The following is a 15,654-nucleotide window of genomic DNA, read 5'->3' as shown; positions in this document are numbered from 1 at the left end:
TTCGGGCGTGATCGGCGTGCGGTGGCGCGCGGTGTCTGCATAGGGTCGTCCGGTGCGGCTCGTGCTGTTCGACCTCGACAACACCCTCGTCGACCGGGCGGAGGGGTTCCGGCGCTGGAGCTGGGAGTTCTGCGCGGAACACCGCCTGACCCCCGACGACGCGGGCTGGCTCACGTCCGCGGACGACGACGGGCTCGCGCCGCGCGACGTGTTCTTCCAAGCCGTGCGCGACCGGTTCGGGCTGCGCGAGAGCGGCGCTGAGCTGCTCGAGTCGTACCGGCGGCGGCACCCGGCGCTGATTCCCGCCGCGCCGGGGGTGCTGGCCGGCCTGCCGCGGCTGCGCGCCGCGGGCTGGCGCATCGGCGTGGTGACCAACGGCGACGCCGAGCAGCAGCTCGCGACCCTGGTGTGCACCGGCGTCGCCGGGCTCGTGGACGGGTGGGCGATCTCCGGTCACGAGGGCGTCGGCAAACCGGACCGGCGGCTGTTCGAGATCGCCGCCGACCGGTGCGAAGCGCCGCTGCGCGACGGCTGGATGGTCGGCGACGGCGCGGCGACCGACATCGCCGGCGGCCGGGCCGCCGGGCTGCACACGGTGTGGGTCGAGCGCGGGCGCGCGTGGGCCGGAGAAGGGAAAGCCCCGGACCACGTCGTCGCCGACGCGGCCGGGGCCATCGAACTGCTGCTGGAGTGAGGGCTATCCGCGGCTCTCGGTGTCGATCTTCCACACGCCGTTGTCGTTGACCATGTGGTAGACGTGGCGCTCGGTCGAGCGGACCCGGCCGCCATAGGTGATCTCGGCGCTGAACGTGTCGGCGCCGACCTGCCGGATGTCGCTCGCACTGGCCGTGCGTCCGGTCCAGAACTCCTGGTAGCTGGTGTAGTTCTGGTGGGCGGTGGCCTTGAAGTTGTCCGTCAGGAGGCCAAAAGCCTTCTGCAGGTTGCCCGGGATGAGCGTGAAGTAGTTCTGCAGCGCGGCGGCCGCGTCCTTGGGGGTGTCGGCCGGGCTGCTCGGTGACGACGGCACGGTGCTCGGCACCGACGGCTTGGTCGGCGGCGGGGTCGTCGGCGTCGTGGTCTTCGAGTCCGTGGCCGGCGCCTGGGAGTTGACCGACGACGGGTTGAGCACCGGCGACGAGCCGTCGGCGGTCGGCGGCGTGCCGTTGCCATTGCGGTTCACCAGCACGATCACCACGACGGCGACCACCACGAGCACGGCGCCGAGGCCGGCGAGGACCATCGAGCGTCGTCTTCGGTCGACGGGGGCCGGCGCCGGGGTCGTCGGTGCGGCGGCCGGCGCGGGGGCGGCAGGCGCGGGCGCGACGGGCAGCGCCGCGGGCACCGTGAGCGGGACCGGCACCGCCGCGACGGGCGTGACGCCGCCGTCGAGCTCGCGCAGCTCGGTGAGCACCTCGGCCATCGACGGCCGGTCCTCGGGCTTGAGCTCCAGCAGCTTCAGCAGCAGGGGTTCCAGCTTCCCGGCCTGCTTCGGCGGGTTGATCGAACCGCTGGACACGCGGTACAGCAGGGCGATCGCGTTGTCGGCCGTGCCGAACGGCGGCGCACCTTCCACCGCCATGTACAGGGTGGCGCCGAGCGCGAAGACGTCGGAGGCGAACATCGCCTCCTCACCGCGTGCGACCTCGGGCGCGAGGAACGCGGGCGTGCCGGAGATCTCGCCCGTGGCGGTGAGGGTGACGTCGCCGACCGCGCGGGAGATGCCGAAGTCGGTGACCTTGACCGTGCCGTCTTCGCCGAGCAGGACGTTGCCGGGTTTCACATCGCGGTGCACGATGCCGGCGCGGTGCGCGGCGGCCAGCACACCGGCGAGCTGCACGGCGATGGGGATGACCTCGTCGACGGAGAGGGGACCGTCTTCGTGCAGCTTCGCGGAAAGGCTGCGCGAGGGCAGGTACTCCATGATCAGCCACGGCCGGTCTTCGTACTCGACCACGTTGAACACGGAGATGGCGTTGGGGTGCTGCAGGCGCGCGGCGATGCGGGCTTCGCGCATGGCGCGGCTCTTCGCCTCGTCGACCTTCTCCTCGCCCTGGTTCACGGGCATGAGGAGTTCCTTCACCGCGACCACGCGGCCGAGGATCTTGTCCTCACCGCGCCAGACCATGCCCATGGCCCCGCTGCCGATGAGCTCGACGAGCTGGTAGCGACCGGCGATCTGCCGGCTCTCCTCGGTCAACGAAAACCCCTCAGTACGACGTTCACGGACGGCGATCGCCAAGTTTTTCACGGCCCTCGCCCGAGTGTCCCGACGCCCCACCGGTGGTACCGGGGGTTGCTCCGCGTGGCCGAACCGGGACACTCTGATCATATGAGCGCCGGGGCCCCGTCCATCCGAAACGTGTTCGGCGTGACCGAATTCCGGGCCCTGTGGCTCGCGCACGTGCTCTCGGTCGCCGGTGATCAACTGGCTCGTGTCGCGCTCACGGTCCTCGTCTTCGACCGTACCGAATCCGCGGGCTGGGCGGCGCTCACGTACGCGCTGACCTACCTGCCCGATCTGCTCGGCGGCGCCCTCGGTGGTCTGGCGGACCGCTTCCCGCGCCGCACGGTGCTCGTGGTGGCCGACGTGCTGCGGGCCGTGCTCGTGGCCGTGATGGCGATTCCCGGGCTGCCGTGGCCGGTGGCGGCGGTGCTGCTGGTGGTGGTGCAGCTGGCGGCCGGGCCGTTCCAGTCGGCGCGCCAGGCCGTGCTGCCCGACATCCTCGGGCCGGACCGGCTGCCCGTCGGCCAGGCGATGCTGTCCTCGACCTACCAGGCGGCGCTCGTGATCGGCTTCGGCGCGGGCGCGGCGGTCGTCGCGTGGCTCGGGGTGACGGGCGCGCTGGCGGTGGACGCGGTGACGTTCGCCGTGTCCGCGCTCGCCCTGCGGTGGGGCTTGCGGCCGCACCCGGCCTCGGCGGTGGGCGGTGGCGAGCGGGGTTCCCAGTGGGCGTCACTCGTCGCGGGCTGCCGCCTGGTCGCGCGAGACCGGCGGCTGCGGTCGTTGCTGGTGATCGCGTGCTGCAGCGGGTTCTACGTCGTGCCCGAGGGCCTGGCCGTGCCGATCGCCGCCCAGCTCGGCGGCACGGGCGTGCTGGCGTGGCTGCTGATCGCCAACCCGGTCGGTTCACTGCTCGGCGCGGTGGTGCTGAGCCGGGTGCCGCGCGTGCGCCAGGCGCGGCTGCTCGGGCCCCTCGCCGTGGCGACCAGCCTCGTGCTGCTGCCGACGGGCTGGACGCCCGGGCTCGTGGTGACCGTGCTCCTGTGGACGCTGTCCGGGATGTTCTCGGCGCACGACTTGATCACCCAGGTCCAGTACAGTCTCGCGGCCCCGCCCGAGCAGCGCGGCCAGGTGATCGGCGTGGCCATCGCCGGTCTGCGCGCGGCCCAGGGCCTGGCCATCGCCGCCGCCGGCGCCCTCGCGCAGGTCCTGGCGCCGACCACGGTGGTGACGGTCGCCGCGCTCGCCGGCTCGACGGTCGCCGCCCTCGCCGCCACCTCCTGGGTCCGCGCGGCGTGGCCTCGTCGACGTCCCCTCGACGAGGCCACTCCACCCGCGGCTTCCTGACCCGCTGGGGTGCGGCTGGGTTTCTTGCCGCCTGGGTCCGGTGACTGGCGCACCTCCTCGTGGTGGTCGTGGGTTTGCGGGTTCCCCGGTTCCCGTGGTTCTCGCCGTGCTCACGCGCGGCCGAGCTCCATCGCGAAAGACCTCAGGTCCAGTTGTTGTCACGCATGCCTTTCACCCCCTCTGCGGGCGCTTGGCCGGGTTTCGCTCAGCAGGTCCAGTTGTTGTCACGCACGGGCTTCTCCTCTCGACTCGTCACGAACGTCGGCGGGGCTCAGCGAGTCCAGTTGTTGTCACGCACCGGCATCTCCTCTCCACTCGTCACGAACGTCGGCCACTCGGCTCAGCGGGTCCAGTTGTTGTCCCTCACCAGGGACTCCTTTCCATTCGTCGCAGCAGTCGGCAGGGCCTTCAACAGGTCCAGTTGTTGTCACGCACAGCAAGCTCCTCTCGATTCGTCGCGGCAGTCGGCGGGTCTCAACGGGTCCAGTTGTTGTCGCGCACGGACTTCTCCTCTCCACTCGTCGCGGGCAGCGGACCGCTTCAGTTGGTCCAGTTGTTGTCCTGCATCTCGGACACCTCCTCTCGCTCGTCGGAACCCGTGCCGGTCACCAGTTGTTGTCCCGCATTCGCTCTACCTCCCTTCGTCTGCGCTGGTCAGCGGACTTCGACCGTCACCGGTTGTTGTCCTGCACCGCGGACACCTCCTCCGCTCGCGTAAACCACACCGCCGAAACTCTCGACCTCAGGTCGACCTCAAGGGTCCAGACCACTCCTGCCGACCACGGCCGCACACCGAGGCCGACAAACCCTCCGAGGCCGCAGGACCAGTGGTCTTGCCGGTCACCGATCGTGGTGGCCGCACGTCAGTGGCCCAGGCGGACACAACTCGTGGATGCCCTGGTCCGCCGGGGAATCCGGGCGGACCGTCGCTACACTCAGTGGTCACCTCCCCTCTGCGCTGCTCGGACACTGGGCTGTCCGGGCGAAATTCCCGGGCCAGGTCCCAGAGTCCGGACCACGGGCGGCACCCGGCGCGCCCCGTCGTTTACGGTAGAAGCCAACCGGGTGAGGTGAAGAGTGCGCGGACGAGCAAACCGGTCTGCCGGATGGTTCACGGGCTGGCGCCTTTGGCGGTTGCCCTCTCACGTCCGCACTTATGTGCTCCTCGTCAACTTCCTGGCGGTCCTCGCGTCGGTGAGCACCGCGTGGCTGGTGCCGGTGCACCAGCAGGACCTGATCCGCTTCGGCGTCCTCGCCGTGTGCGCGGCGGCGGCCATCGAGGCGACGCGGCACATCGAGCGGCAGCGCGAGTACAACCGGGCGCCGACGGTCGCGTACGTCGACACCAAGGCCGTGTGGAGCATCGCGGCGGTCGTGGCGCTACCGGCGGTGCTGGCCACGGCGATGGTCGTGTTCACCTACGCCATGGCGTGGTGGCGGATCTGGCCGCGGGAACGGCCCGTGCTCCCCCACCGCTGGATCTTCTCCGCCGCCTCGGTCCTCTGCGGCACGCAGGCGGCCGTCGCCGTGCTCGCGCTGGGCATGCACGACTACCCCGGTGTCCCGGCCGCGGGCTTCCTGCCCGGCCTGACCGACCTCGTGGTCATCGTCTTCGCGGCCGCCCTGCGCTGGGCCATCAACACCGCGCTGGTGATGGTCGCCATCGCGCTCTCGAGCGCGCCGCGGTCGCTTTCGGAGCTGTTCTCCGGCTTCGGCGACCAGCTGCTGGAAGCCGGCGCCATCGGCCTCGGCCTGGTCACCGCCGCGCTGCTCCTGCTGGCCAACCCGCTGGTGCTCGTCGGCGTGGTCGTGGCGCTCGTCGCGCTGCACCGAGGCCTGCTACTCGCGCAGTTCCAGCGCGACGCCCGCACCGACGTGACCACGGGCCTGGCCACCAAACGCTGGTGGCGCACCCTGGCCGAGCAATACCTCGAGCGCGCCCGCACCGGCAACGGCACCGTCGGCGTGCTGCTGCTCGACCTCGACCACTTCAAGGCCATCAACGACACCTACGGCCACCCGACCGGCGACCTCGTGCTGCGCGAGATCGCCATGGCGCTGCGCAGCGAGGTCCGCGACCAGGACGTGTGCGGCCGCTGGGGCGGCGAGGAGTTCGCGATCGTGCTGCCCAACGTGCCCACGATGGAGCACCTCGGCCAGCTCGCCGACCGCATCCGCCGGCGCATCCCGCAGGTCGTGGTGGCGCTGCCCGAGCGTGACACGGTGATCAGCGACCTGACCGTGTCGATCGGCTGCGCGCTCTACCCGGCCGAGCACCTCACGGGGGTCGACGACGTCCTGGTCGCCACCGACACCGCCCTCTACCGGGCTAAGCAGGCGGGCCGCAACCGCGTGGAGCTCGCCACACACTGAAGGACGTTCCGGACAACCCCGCCGTCTCGGCCCGACTTCGCCGCTGCCCCGTGCCACGATGGACGGGGAGGCCCGCACCGTGGCCGGCGAGGAGGTCGGAGTGCCCGACTGGGATGGCCGTGGACTGCCACCGGTCGCGCGGGCGCGCGTCGACCGGTTCGCTTCCTCGGGCCTGCGCACCTCGCTGCTCAGCGTGCCGGGGGCGGTCGGCGCGGAAGTCGCCGGATTCACCCCCGTGGGGGAGGTCATGGGGTGCGTCGTCGAGCGCCTCGGCTGGACGTCCGGCTTCGGCATCACCCCCAACCAGCAGGCCGCGATCTACGCCGACGCGCTGCGCCAGGGTTACCGCATCGCCCTCGAACGGCTTCGTCTCGAAGCCGAGGCGATCGGCGCCGACGGTGTCCTCGACATCAGCACGTCCGTCACGCGGCTCGACGAGACCATGCAGGAGTTCGTGGCACTCGGCACCGCCGTGCGCGCCGAGACGCGGCAACGGCCCGGGTGCGTGTTCACCACCGAGCTGCCCGGCCAGGACGTCGGCAAGCTGATGCAGGCCGGCTGGGTGCCCGCGGCCGTCGCGATCGGCATCTCGGCGCACACCACGTTCGACTACAACATGCAGTACCAGACCACGATGTGGGCCGGGAACGTCGAGGTCGACGCCCACACCCGGCTCGTCACCGAGGTGCGGTCCGACGCGCGCAGCCAGTTCCACCGGTCCGTGAAGTCCATCGGCGCCGACGGCGCGATCGTCACGCGGATGTCACTCGACACCTGGCAGCTCGGCGAGGTCGCCGTGGCCGGGGTGTCGAGCGTGTTCGGCACCGCCATCGCGCGGTTCCACAGCGGCAGCGCCGCGCCCACTTCCGCGCTCGCCATCCTGCCGCTGAACCGAGCCTGAAGGAGGCCCTGTGACGACCACGGACCCCACCGCGCAGCACATCCCCGAGGACGCGATGCGCCGGCTCGCCGAAATGCGGCCGGGCCAGGCCACGAGCCTGTTCACATCGGACCTGAGCGTGAACGAGTTCCTGCTCGTGCGCGAAGCCGGCTTCCGCCCGCTCGGGCTGGTGCTCGGGTCGAGCATCTACCACGTCGGGTTCCAGATGGGCCGCTGGAGCAAGAACCAGGAGATGGACCGGCTCTCGGCCGCGATGTACCACGCGCGCGAGCTCGCGATGACCCGCATGGAAGCCGAGGCCGATCTGCTGGGCGCCGACGGGATCGTGGCCGTGCGGCTGGAGATCGAGTTCAAGGAGTTCGGCAGCGACCTCGCCGAGTTCATCGCCGTGGGCACTGCCGTGAAGGCCGACGAGCCCGGCGAGTGGCGCAACAACACCGGCAAGCCGTTCACGTCCGACCTGTCGGGCCAGGACTTCTGGACGCTGGTGCAGGCCGGCTACGCGCCGCTGGGCATGGTGATGGGCACGTGCGTCTACCACATCGCGCACCAGCGGTTCCGCCAGGCGATGAGCAACATCGGCCAGAACGTGGAGATCCCGCAGTACACCGAAGCCCTCTACGACGCGCGCGAGCTGGCGATGTCGCGCATGCAGGCCGAGGCCGAGCAGCTGAAGGCCGAGGGCATCGTGGGGGTGCAGTTGCTGTCACTGCCGCATCGCTGGGGCGGGCACACGACGGAGTTCTTCGCGATCGGCACCGCCGTGAAGCCACTGCGCCCCGACCACCGCATCACCAAACCGCAGCTCGTGCTGCCGCTCACCGACTGATGGCCGGGTCAGAGCTCGGCCCGGCCGGCGAGTTCCACCTGCTGGTGGCCGCCCTGCGCGCCGACCGCGCCGACGTCGAGTCGTACACCCGCGTGCTGTCCGAGACGCTCGGCGACGCACTGCCGCCGGGCATGGTCGAGATCGATCGGCGGCGCAGCTTCGCCGACCGCGTGGCCGGCCGGCTCGGGCAGCCGGTGGAGGTGCGCGTGTCGACGCCGCACCAGCTGCTCGTGCTCACGGCCGGGCGCACCGGCGGGGTCACGGGCGAGATCCGCCAGGTGGTGCGCGGGGTCGTGATCAGCCGCCGCGACGCGGACGTCGAGGAGTGGGTGACGGTGCTCGCCGAGGAGCTGCAGGCGCTGGCGTCGCGGGACGCGCGGGCGCGCGAGGCGTTGGCGCGGCTGCTGGGTGGTTGACCGGGCCTGGTTGAACCACTGGTGCTTGACCTGCCCGTTTCGCCCGATTACAACTCGGGGATGGACTGGACACTCGAGGTCGTCGTCGTTCCCGTGTCCGATGTGGACCGCGCCAAGGCGTTCTACGCCGAGCGGTGCGGTTTCCACGTCGACCACGACATCGAGATCGGGCCCGGCGCCCGGCTCGTGCAGCTGACCCCGCAGGGCTCGGGCTGCTCCATCGTGATCGGCGAGGGTGTGGTGGCGTCGATGCCGCCCGGCTCGCTCAAGGGCCTTCAGCTCGTGGTCGCCGACCTGCCGAGCGCCCGCGAAACGCTCGTCGCCGCCGGCGTCGACGTCAGCGAGATCCAGCTCCTCGGACCGGACCCGGCTACGGGCCGGCCCGAAGACCTGGACAACATCGGCTTCATCCACTTCACCGACCCCGACGGCAACGCCTGGGCCGTGCAGCAGATCTCTGCCCGTGCGAAGGGCTAATCCACCAGCGCCCCACAGCTGATGTTGGCCGTCGCCGCGGTCATGCTGCGCGCGCGGTCCGAGGCGACGAACGCGGCGACCGCGCCCACGTCGGCCAGCGTCGCGGCGCGGCCGAGCATGGTGGACTTCGCGATCCCCTCCGAGATCGCCTCGGAGTGCGCGAAATCTGCGGGCAGCGTCTCGGGCACGCCGCCGGTGCGCAGGGTGACCGTGCGGACGCCGTAGCTCCCGAGTTCCGCGGCGAGCTGACGGCGCATGGCCTCGAGCGCGTGGAAGGCCACCTGCAGCCCACCGACGGCGTGGCTGCGCACCGGGTCCCCGTCGCCGCCGAACACGAGCACGACCCCGCCGCCTTGGCGCTTCATGTGCCGACCGGCCGCGCGCATGGTGAGGAACGTGGTGCGCACTGCCGTGACCACGGGTTGTTCGTAGTCGGCCAGGGACATCTCCAGCATCGGGGTACCCTGCACGTCGCCGTGGGTGATCACGTTGACCGAGATGTCGAGGCTGCCGCCGGCGGCGACCACGGCGTCCGCGTGGGCGTCGACGGCCTGCTCGTCGAGTGCGTCCAGCTCCGCGACCTCGGCCCGTCCACCGGCGGCGCGGATGTCGCCGGCCACCTTCTCGAGCTTCGCGCGCGTACGCCCGGCGAGGAACACCCGCGCGCCCTCCTCGGCGAAGGCGCGCGCGATGGCGCCGCCGATCGCTCCGCCACCGCCGTAGACCACCGCGTTCTTGCCTTCGAGCAGCATGGGTCCTCCGTTCGTTCGGGTTCGGCTTCCACCCGTGCGTCGAACGAGGTGCTCAGGAATCGACAGGCTGGTCCACGACGAGCACGATCCGGCGCCCGTGCAGCTCACCACGCTCCATGCGGCCGTGCGCGTCGGCGGCTTCGGCGAGCGGCACCCGCTCTAGTGCCCGCGGCCGCAGCCCCCCGGCGGCGAAGCGCTCGTTCAGCGCCGCCGCCGCTTCGGCCAGTTCCCCGACTGGGGCCCGGGAAATGACGAACCCGGTCACGGTCTGGTCGTTCAGGTACAGCTCGCCCGCCGGCAGCACCGGCCGGCTGCGCGGCCCCGCGAGCAACACGATCCGGCCGCGGAAGGCCAGGTGCCCCACGGCGGTCTCGAGATCGTTGGTGCCGGAGGTGTCCACGAACAGGTCGACGCGCTCGGGCAGCTCGGCCTTGCGGTAGTCGAGCGCCACGTCGGCGCCGCGGGCCACGCAGTGCTCCAGATCCCCCGCCGAAGCCGTGGCCACCACCCGCGCCCCCGCGGCGGCCGCCAGCTCGATCATCGCCGTGCCGACGTTCCCGCCGCCCCCGACGATCAGCACCGTCCGCCCCGCGACCAGCCCGCCGTGGGTGAACAACGCCAGGTACGCCGTGGCCGCCGGGTGCACCACCGCGACGGTTTCCAGCGGATCCGCGCCCTCGGGCAGGCGGTAGAGGCGCTCGGCCGCCACGGACACGCAACCGGCCGCCGCGCCCTGGCGCCCGCCGTGCCCGAGACTGTTGCCCCACACGGCTTCCCCGGCCGTGAACCCCTCGGCCGACTGCCGCACGCGGCCCACGAAATCCCGCCCGAGCACCAATGGCCAGGGCCCGGGCACCGGCCACTTCCCGTTGCGCACGAACGTGTCCACGGGATTCACGGTGCTCGCCGCGACGTCCACGAGCACCTCACCGGCCGCCGGCACCGGCTCGGGAAGGTCACCGAAGCGGATTTCCCCGACGGCGCCGGGTTTCTGGACGAATGCGGCCTTCACCCAGGCGAACGTACCAGCGGTGACGACGGTCCACTCCCGGCTCTGCCGATGGAGCCGCGCCGCACCCCCGCCACTCGCCGGCTAGGGCCGCACGGCGCCCATCGGGTTCGGGATCGGCAGGCCACCCGCGTCGACGACAGCGCGGCCGAGCGGTTCGGCCAGCGTCAGCACGCGGTCCACCGCGTCGGGACCCAGCGCGTCGAGCGGGTCCGTGGCCAGCCGGTCGGTCATCTCCTCGACGTCGCGGCGGACGGCGGCGCCGCCGGCCGTGAGCCGGCCGGCTGAGTCGAGCAGGCCGCGCGAGAGCAGGCGCGCGGTCGACGCGCTCCACTCGTCGTCGGTCCAGCCGCGGGCGCGCTGCACGACCTCGCGGTTCGTGGCACCGGCGGCGATGTGGGTGAGGCTCGCGTCGAGGCCGGTCAGCCCGGCGGCAACACCGGCCAGCACGTGACCGTCGCCGCGGTGTTCCCGCAGCGCGCAGGTGGCGAGCCACAGCCGGGCCAGCGGGCGGTCGGGCCGCGCGGCCTCGGCCCACGCCGCGGCGAGCGGGCGGCCGTCGAAGCGGCAGCCGGCCACCGCTCGTTCCAGCAGCTCCACGAGCTCGTCGACGCCCGGGTGCGGCAGCAGGCGTGTGAGCGCGGCCTCCACGGCCTCGATGCGGGTGCGCAGCACGTCTTCGGGGTTGGCGAACGTCCACGCGTCGGGCAGGGCGCGCGCGACCATTGCCGGGGCGAAGCCGTAGAACATCGACGTGACGGGCCCGGGGCCGATCGGGCCCAGCGGGGCCGCGCGGCCCGCGAAGTACCCCATCCACCAGCCGCGCAGGCCCACTCCCTTCGCCGCCGCGGCGGGTTCGGGCGCGAAGTAGACCACCGCGTGCAACGGCTCCAGCGCCACCCAGAACCGCCTGGCCAGGCTCGAGTTCGGCTCCATGACGATCAGCGTACGCACGACGGAGGCCCCTCCACCGCGTGGTGAAGGGGCCTCCGGGGAAACGGATCAGGCGAGGTCGAGCCCGTAGGACTGGAGCTCGAGGGTGAGCGGGTAGAAGTAGCTGGTCACGGTGTCGCCGCCGGACAGGGTGCCGAGACCCTTCGAGCCGTCGTACGCCGGGCCGCCCGAGTCGCCGTGGTCGGTGTGCGCGGTGGTGCCGAACTCGTGGTTGAGCACGCCCACGTCGAAGTTCACGGACTCGTCGACCGAGGTGACCTCGCCGCTGCCGCCGCCGGTGGTCTGGCCCTGCTTCTGGATCTGCTCGCCGACGGTCGGCGTGCCGGCGCTGGTGATCTCCTGGCCGGTGTTGATGGCGCCATCACCCGAGCCGTTCGGGCGGGTCAGCAGGCCGGAGTCCGCTCCGGGGCAGTCGCTCTCCACCACGCGGGCGCCGGAGACGTCGCCACCCGACCAGGTGCCGCCCTCGTTGGTGCAGTGGCCGGCGGTGAGCATCATCGGCTCGCCGCCGCGGGTGACGTTGAAGCCGAGCGAGCAGGTGAACTGGCCGTTGTTGATCGAGTCGCCGTCGGCGATGTAGGTCGAGAGCTTGCCGGCGCGGTGCTCGATGCGGGCGGAGTCGCCCAGCTTCGCGGCGGCCTCGGTGACCTTGGCGACGGTGGCCGGCGACGCGGCGTCGTAGATCTTCACCACGACCTGGTTGTTCTTGGTGTCGATGCCCCACGCGGTCTGCGGCACGTTCTTCACGGCGTCGAGCGAGTTCTTGGCGCTGGTCAGCGCGGCGAAGCTGTGCTTCACCAGCTTTGTGGCGAAGCCGGCGGCTTCGGCCTTCTGCTGGGCGGCCGCGTCGGTGACGTTGACGATGGCCTTGCCGTTGTCGAGGTAGATGCCACCGCCCGACAGGCCGAGGCTGTCGACGACCTGCGTCGCCTGGGTGATGGCCTGGGCCTGCATCTGCGCGAAGGCGAGCGGGCTGGCCGAAGCGGCGTTGACGCAAAGGCCGGCGGTGAGCGCCGCCGCGGAGAACACGGTGAAGCCGGCGACGAATGTTTTCCGGGAAGTCATGGACTCTTCCTCCAGGTGAGCTGGACGGATCCTGCGCGAACGGCTCGCGCGACCACGGTGGGACTCCCCACACTTTTGTTGCCAGGCAACCAACGCACTACCGACTAAGGTTGGTTAATAACCAATTCATGCGGGCAAAACGGACTGCCCGCGCCTGTTCGGCCCACTGAGATTGGACCGAATGGGCGAGCAGCGGCTCCGGTCAAGCGTGAAGTACCCGCTCGCCGGCCGACCGACACGGGTCGCGGGCAAAAGAAAAGCCCGCGCGGAGTCACTCACGCGCGGGCTTCGTCACCGAGTCCACTAAGGACTTACTGGGCCGCGGAAGTGCCTTCCGGCCACCGGACGTGGTCTTCGTACCCGTCGTGCTTCTTCAGGAACGCCGCGATGAACGGGCACACCGGCACGATCACCCCGCCGCGCTTCACGACGTCGTCGAGCGCCTGCGTCGCCAGGATGGTGCCGAGGCCACGGCCGCCGAAGGCCTTGTCGATCTCGGTGTGGGTGAAGACGGTCTGGTCGCCGCGCAGCAGGTATTGCGTGAAGCCGGCCAGCTGCTCGTCCGCGTACACCTCATAGCGGTGTTTCTCGTCGTTGCGCACGACTCGGGTCTCGTCGCTCATACGGTCGCTCCTCGTAGTCTTCCGGCATTCAGGTGAACGCCGGACACCTTGCCGTACTTCCCCGGCACGCGTTGATCTTCACCGAAGAATGACGCCGTGGCACGGGAAACGACCGTGAGGTGATCCGGGCTGGGCCGCCTGGGCGACACCGTGGGGGCGATCGGGTGGAACGCACCCGCGGACCTTCCGGCGCGCGGGAGGAGTTTGGTTGCCTCTCTGCGTCGGTGACCACCACTGGGAAGGCCAGGACCGCGCTGTGCAGCCCTTCGTTCTGCCCGAGTTCTACATGCCCTACCCGGCCCGGCTGAACCCGCACCTGGAGGGCGCGCGGGCGCACAGCAAGGCGTGGGCCCACACGATGGACATGATCGACGTGCCCCAGCACGGCACCGTGATCTGGGACGAACACGATTTCGACTCCCACGACTACGCGCTGCTGTGCGCCTACACCCACCCCGACGCCGGCGCGACGGAACTCGACCTCGTCACCGACTGGTACGTCTGGGTCTTCTACTTCGACGACCACTTCCTCGAGCTGTTCAAGCGCACCGGCGACATCGACAGCGCCCGCGCCTACCTCGACCGCATCGCGCTGTTCATGCCGGTGACGGGCGACATCACGGAGACGGCGGAGAACCCCGTCGAGCGTGGGCTCGATGACCTGTGGAACCGCACCGTGCCGCACCGCTCGGAGGGCTGGCGCCGCCGGTTCGTGGAGAGCACGCGCAACCTGCTGGACGAGTCGTTGTGGGAGCTCGCCAACATCAACGAGGGCCGCGTCTCCAACCCCATCGAGTACATCGAGATGCGCCGCAAGGTCGGCGGCGCGCCTTGGTCGGCCAACCTCATCGAGCACTCGGTCCACGCCGAGGTCCCCGACGCCATCGCCGCCTCCCGCCCGATGGCAGTCCTGCGCGACTGCTTCGCCGACGCCGTTCACCTGCGCAACGACCTGTTCTCCTACCAGCGCGAGGTCGAGGACGAAGGCGAGCTCTCCAACGGAGTCCTCGTCTTCGAGAAGTTCCTCGGCTGCACCACCCAGGAAGCCGCCGACGCCGTCAACGACCTGCTCACCTCGCGCCTGCACCAGTTCGAACACACCGCGCTGACCGAGGTTCCGGCGTTGTTCGACGAACACGGCGTCGACCTCTCCGGCCGCGCCGAGACCTTCGCCTACGTGAAGGGCCTGCAGGACTGGCAGTCCGGCGGCCACGAATGGCACCTGCGCTCCAGCCGCTACATGAACGACGGCGCCCTCGACACCCGAGGCGGCCCCGAGCTGCTCGGCGGCCCCACCGGCCTGGGCACCTCGGCCGCGCGCATCTTCTCGTCGCTCGTGAGCACCGCCCCGCGGCGCCTGCGCGCGTTTTCCCACCAACCGTTCGAGACCGTGGGCCCCTTCGTGCGCCCCGACATCTACATGCCCTACGACCTGCGCCTGAGCCCCCACCTCGACTCGGCGCGCGAGCACCTCGCCGAGTGGTGCGCCACCTTCGGCCTACTGGACGGCGTGGTGTGGGACGAGCACAAGATGCGGGCGATGGACCTGCCGCTGTGCTCCGCCGGGATCCACCCGGACGCCTCACCCGAGCAGCTCGACCTGACCAGCTCCTGGCTGGCCTGGGGCACTTACGGCGACGACTACTACCCCGTCGTCTTCGGCGCCCCCCGCAACCTCGCCGGGGCGAAGGTGGCCACGGAACGGTTCAAGCTCTTCATGCCGGTCGACGACTCACCGATGCCGGCTCCGGAAAGTTCTCTGGAAGCCGGGCTGGCCGACCTGTGGGCCTGGACCGCGGGACCGATGAGCCTGGAGGCCCGGCAGGCGTTCCGGAAGTCGATCGTCGACATGTGCGAGGCGTGGCTCTGGGAGCTGGCCAACCAGGCCGAGAATCGGATTCCGGACCCGATCGACTACGTGGAGATGCGGCGCAAGACGTTCGGGTCGGATCTGACGATGAGCCTGTCACGAATCTCCCACGGGCGGCTGGTGCCACCGGAGATCTACCGGACTCGGACCATTCAGGCCATCGAGCATTCGGCTATGGATTATGCTTGCTTGTTGAATGATGTATTCTCCTATAAGAAGGAAATTCAGTACGAGGGAGAGCTGCACAATGCGGTTCTTGTCGTGCGGAACTTTCTGGCCGTGGATGAGCAGGCAGCGTTCGAGATCGTCAATGATTTGATGACGGCGAGGATGAAGGAGTTCCAACACGCCGTCGAGGTCGGCCTGCCTGGGTTGTTCTCGGATTACTCGCTGGACGAGGACGTCCGGGCTGCGTTGACGGCGTATGCGGATGAACTGAAGGACTGGATGGCGGGGATCTTGAACTGGCACGCCGGATGTGCCAGGTATACGGAGGAGGAGATCAGGCGGAAGCCTGGGGTTGATGCCGCGACTGCGGCACCGACGTTCTCGACCGGACCGACGGGGTTGGGGACCGGGGCGTTGCGGATCTCTTCAATCCTCGCAGCTGCACGGTGATGGCGGGGGTCTGGCCGCTCATTGAGCTTTGACGGGTTCCACCACCCGCACAACCGGCGGCGGGGTTGAAAAAGCCAGACCCTTGCCACGCCACCCCCACCACGCGATCACCGCCAGCTTCGGCCATCTGACCAACAGACGGCGGGCGGATCAACTCAAGCCCGTGCATTCGCTTCCCCCGACCTTCCCCCGGCCGGCC

The 15,654-nt window shown here is 70.6% G+C and carries 13 protein-coding genes and 1 pseudogene; 8 read left to right on the top strand and 6 right to left on the bottom strand.

Going from position 1 to position 15,654, the window contains the following annotated elements:
• The first annotated feature begins 52 nt into the window (after positions 1–52).
• A complete protein-coding gene (locus ACWEOE_RS23600; RefSeq protein ID WP_452012559.1) occupies positions 53–694 on the top strand; it encodes an HAD family hydrolase in 642 nt (213 codons plus the stop codon).
• Between the two features lie 3 nt (positions 695–697).
• Here ACWEOE_RS23600 and ACWEOE_RS23595 read toward each other — a convergent pair whose 3' ends face one another.
• On the bottom strand, positions 698–2,197 hold the full coding sequence (locus ACWEOE_RS23595; protein WP_452012557.1) for a serine/threonine-protein kinase: 1,500 nt from the start codon (positions 2,195–2,197) through the stop codon (positions 698–700).
• 132 nt (positions 2,198–2,329) lie between these two features.
• Between ACWEOE_RS23595 and ACWEOE_RS23590 the strand changes: the two genes are divergently transcribed.
• The 6 genes from ACWEOE_RS23590 to ACWEOE_RS23565 all read left to right on the top strand — a co-directional run bounded on the left by ACWEOE_RS23590 (position 2,330) and on the right by ACWEOE_RS23565 (position 8,564).
• Entirely contained in the window at positions 2,330–3,568 is a 1,239-nt protein-coding gene (locus tag ACWEOE_RS23590) for an MFS transporter (RefSeq protein WP_452012556.1), read from the top strand.
• A 1,134-nt stretch (positions 3,569–4,702) separates the two neighbouring features.
• Positions 4,703–5,941 (top strand): diguanylate cyclase, encoded by a 1,239-nt coding sequence (locus ACWEOE_RS23585; protein ID WP_452012554.1) that lies wholly within the window; start codon positions 4,703–4,705, stop codon positions 5,939–5,941.
• A gap of 100 nt (positions 5,942–6,041) precedes the next feature.
• Entirely contained in the window at positions 6,042–6,842 is an 801-nt protein-coding gene (locus ACWEOE_RS23580) for a heavy metal-binding domain-containing protein (RefSeq protein ID WP_452012552.1), read from the top strand.
• A 10-nt stretch (positions 6,843–6,852) separates the two neighbouring features.
• Positions 6,853–7,671: a heavy metal-binding domain-containing protein gene (locus ACWEOE_RS23575; protein ID WP_452012550.1), complete on the top strand. Its 819-nt coding sequence runs from the start codon at positions 6,853–6,855 to the stop codon at positions 7,669–7,671.
• The gene (locus tag ACWEOE_RS23570; RefSeq protein ID WP_452012549.1) at positions 7,671–8,087 is read left to right on the top strand and encodes a hypothetical protein; all 417 of its coding nucleotides are present in this window, start codon (positions 7,671–7,673) and stop codon (positions 8,085–8,087) included. Before ACWEOE_RS23575 ends, ACWEOE_RS23570 begins: the two co-directional genes overlap by 1 nt.
• 60 nt (positions 8,088–8,147) lie before the next feature.
• Entirely contained in the window at positions 8,148–8,564 is a 417-nt protein-coding gene (locus ACWEOE_RS23565; protein WP_452012548.1) for a VOC family protein, read from the top strand.
• Here the strand turns inward: ACWEOE_RS23565 and ACWEOE_RS23560 are convergent.
• The 5 genes and pseudogenes from ACWEOE_RS23560 to ACWEOE_RS23540 form a co-directional block, all read right to left on the bottom strand.
• The gene (locus tag ACWEOE_RS23560) at positions 8,561–9,316 is read right to left on the bottom strand and encodes an SDR family NAD(P)-dependent oxidoreductase (RefSeq protein ID WP_452012546.1); all 756 of its coding nucleotides are present in this window, start codon (positions 9,314–9,316) and stop codon (positions 8,561–8,563) included. The two genes, ACWEOE_RS23565 and ACWEOE_RS23560, sit on opposite strands and share 4 nt — an antisense overlap.
• A gap of 52 nt (positions 9,317–9,368) precedes the next feature.
• A complete protein-coding gene (locus ACWEOE_RS23555; RefSeq protein ID WP_452012545.1) occupies positions 9,369–10,328 on the bottom strand; it encodes a zinc-binding dehydrogenase in 960 nt (319 codons plus the stop codon).
• A gap of 81 nt (positions 10,329–10,409) precedes the next feature.
• Positions 10,410–11,261, bottom strand: a complete 852-nt coding sequence (locus tag ACWEOE_RS23550; protein WP_452012544.1) for an SCO6745 family protein — start codon at positions 11,259–11,261, stop codon at positions 10,410–10,412.
• A 66-nt stretch (positions 11,262–11,327) separates the two neighbouring features.
• Positions 11,328–12,344 carry a S1 family peptidase gene (locus tag ACWEOE_RS23545; RefSeq protein WP_452012542.1) on the bottom strand — a complete coding sequence of 339 codons (1,017 nt, stop codon included), beginning with the start codon at positions 12,342–12,344 and terminating at the stop codon, positions 11,328–11,330.
• Between the two features lie 311 nt (positions 12,345–12,655).
• A pseudogene (locus ACWEOE_RS23540) lies at positions 12,656–12,970 on the bottom strand (GNAT family N-acetyltransferase); the annotation flags it as partial.
• A gap of 253 nt (positions 12,971–13,223) precedes the next feature.
• On the opposite strand from ACWEOE_RS23540, the gene ACWEOE_RS23535 reads away from it, so the two are divergent.
• Positions 13,224–15,455, top strand: a complete 2,232-nt coding sequence (locus ACWEOE_RS23535; RefSeq protein WP_452012540.1) for a terpene synthase family protein — start codon at positions 13,224–13,226, stop codon at positions 15,453–15,455.
• Positions 15,456–15,654 lie beyond the last annotated feature (199 nt).

This window comes from Amycolatopsis sp. NPDC004368 (genome assembly GCF_053602515.1).
This window is presented reverse-complemented; position numbering and strand designations above follow the sequence as displayed.

What these genes read in the sequence shown, in the direction of transcription:
- ACWEOE_RS23590 (WP_452012556.1), top strand. Translation starts at nt 2,330, where the DNA reads ATGAGCGCCGGGGCCCCGTCCATCCGAAACGTGTTCGGCGTGACCGAA.
- ACWEOE_RS23570 (WP_452012549.1), top strand. Translation starts at nt 7,671, where the DNA reads ATGGCCGGGTCAGAGCTCGGCCCGGCCGGCGAGTTCCACCTGCTGGTG.
- ACWEOE_RS23565 (WP_452012548.1), top strand. Translation starts at nt 8,148, where the DNA reads ATGGACTGGACACTCGAGGTCGTCGTCGTTCCCGTGTCCGATGTGGAC.
- ACWEOE_RS23560 (WP_452012546.1), bottom strand. Translation starts at nt 9,316, where the DNA reads ATGCTGCTCGAAGGCAAGAACGCGGTGGTCTACGGCGGTGGCGGAGCG.
- ACWEOE_RS23550 (WP_452012544.1), bottom strand. Translation starts at nt 11,261, where the DNA reads ATGGAGCCGAACTCGAGCCTGGCCAGGCGGTTCTGGGTGGCGCTGGAG.
- ACWEOE_RS23545 (WP_452012542.1), bottom strand. Translation starts at nt 12,344, where the DNA reads ATGACTTCCCGGAAAACATTCGTCGCCGGCTTCACCGTGTTCTCCGCG.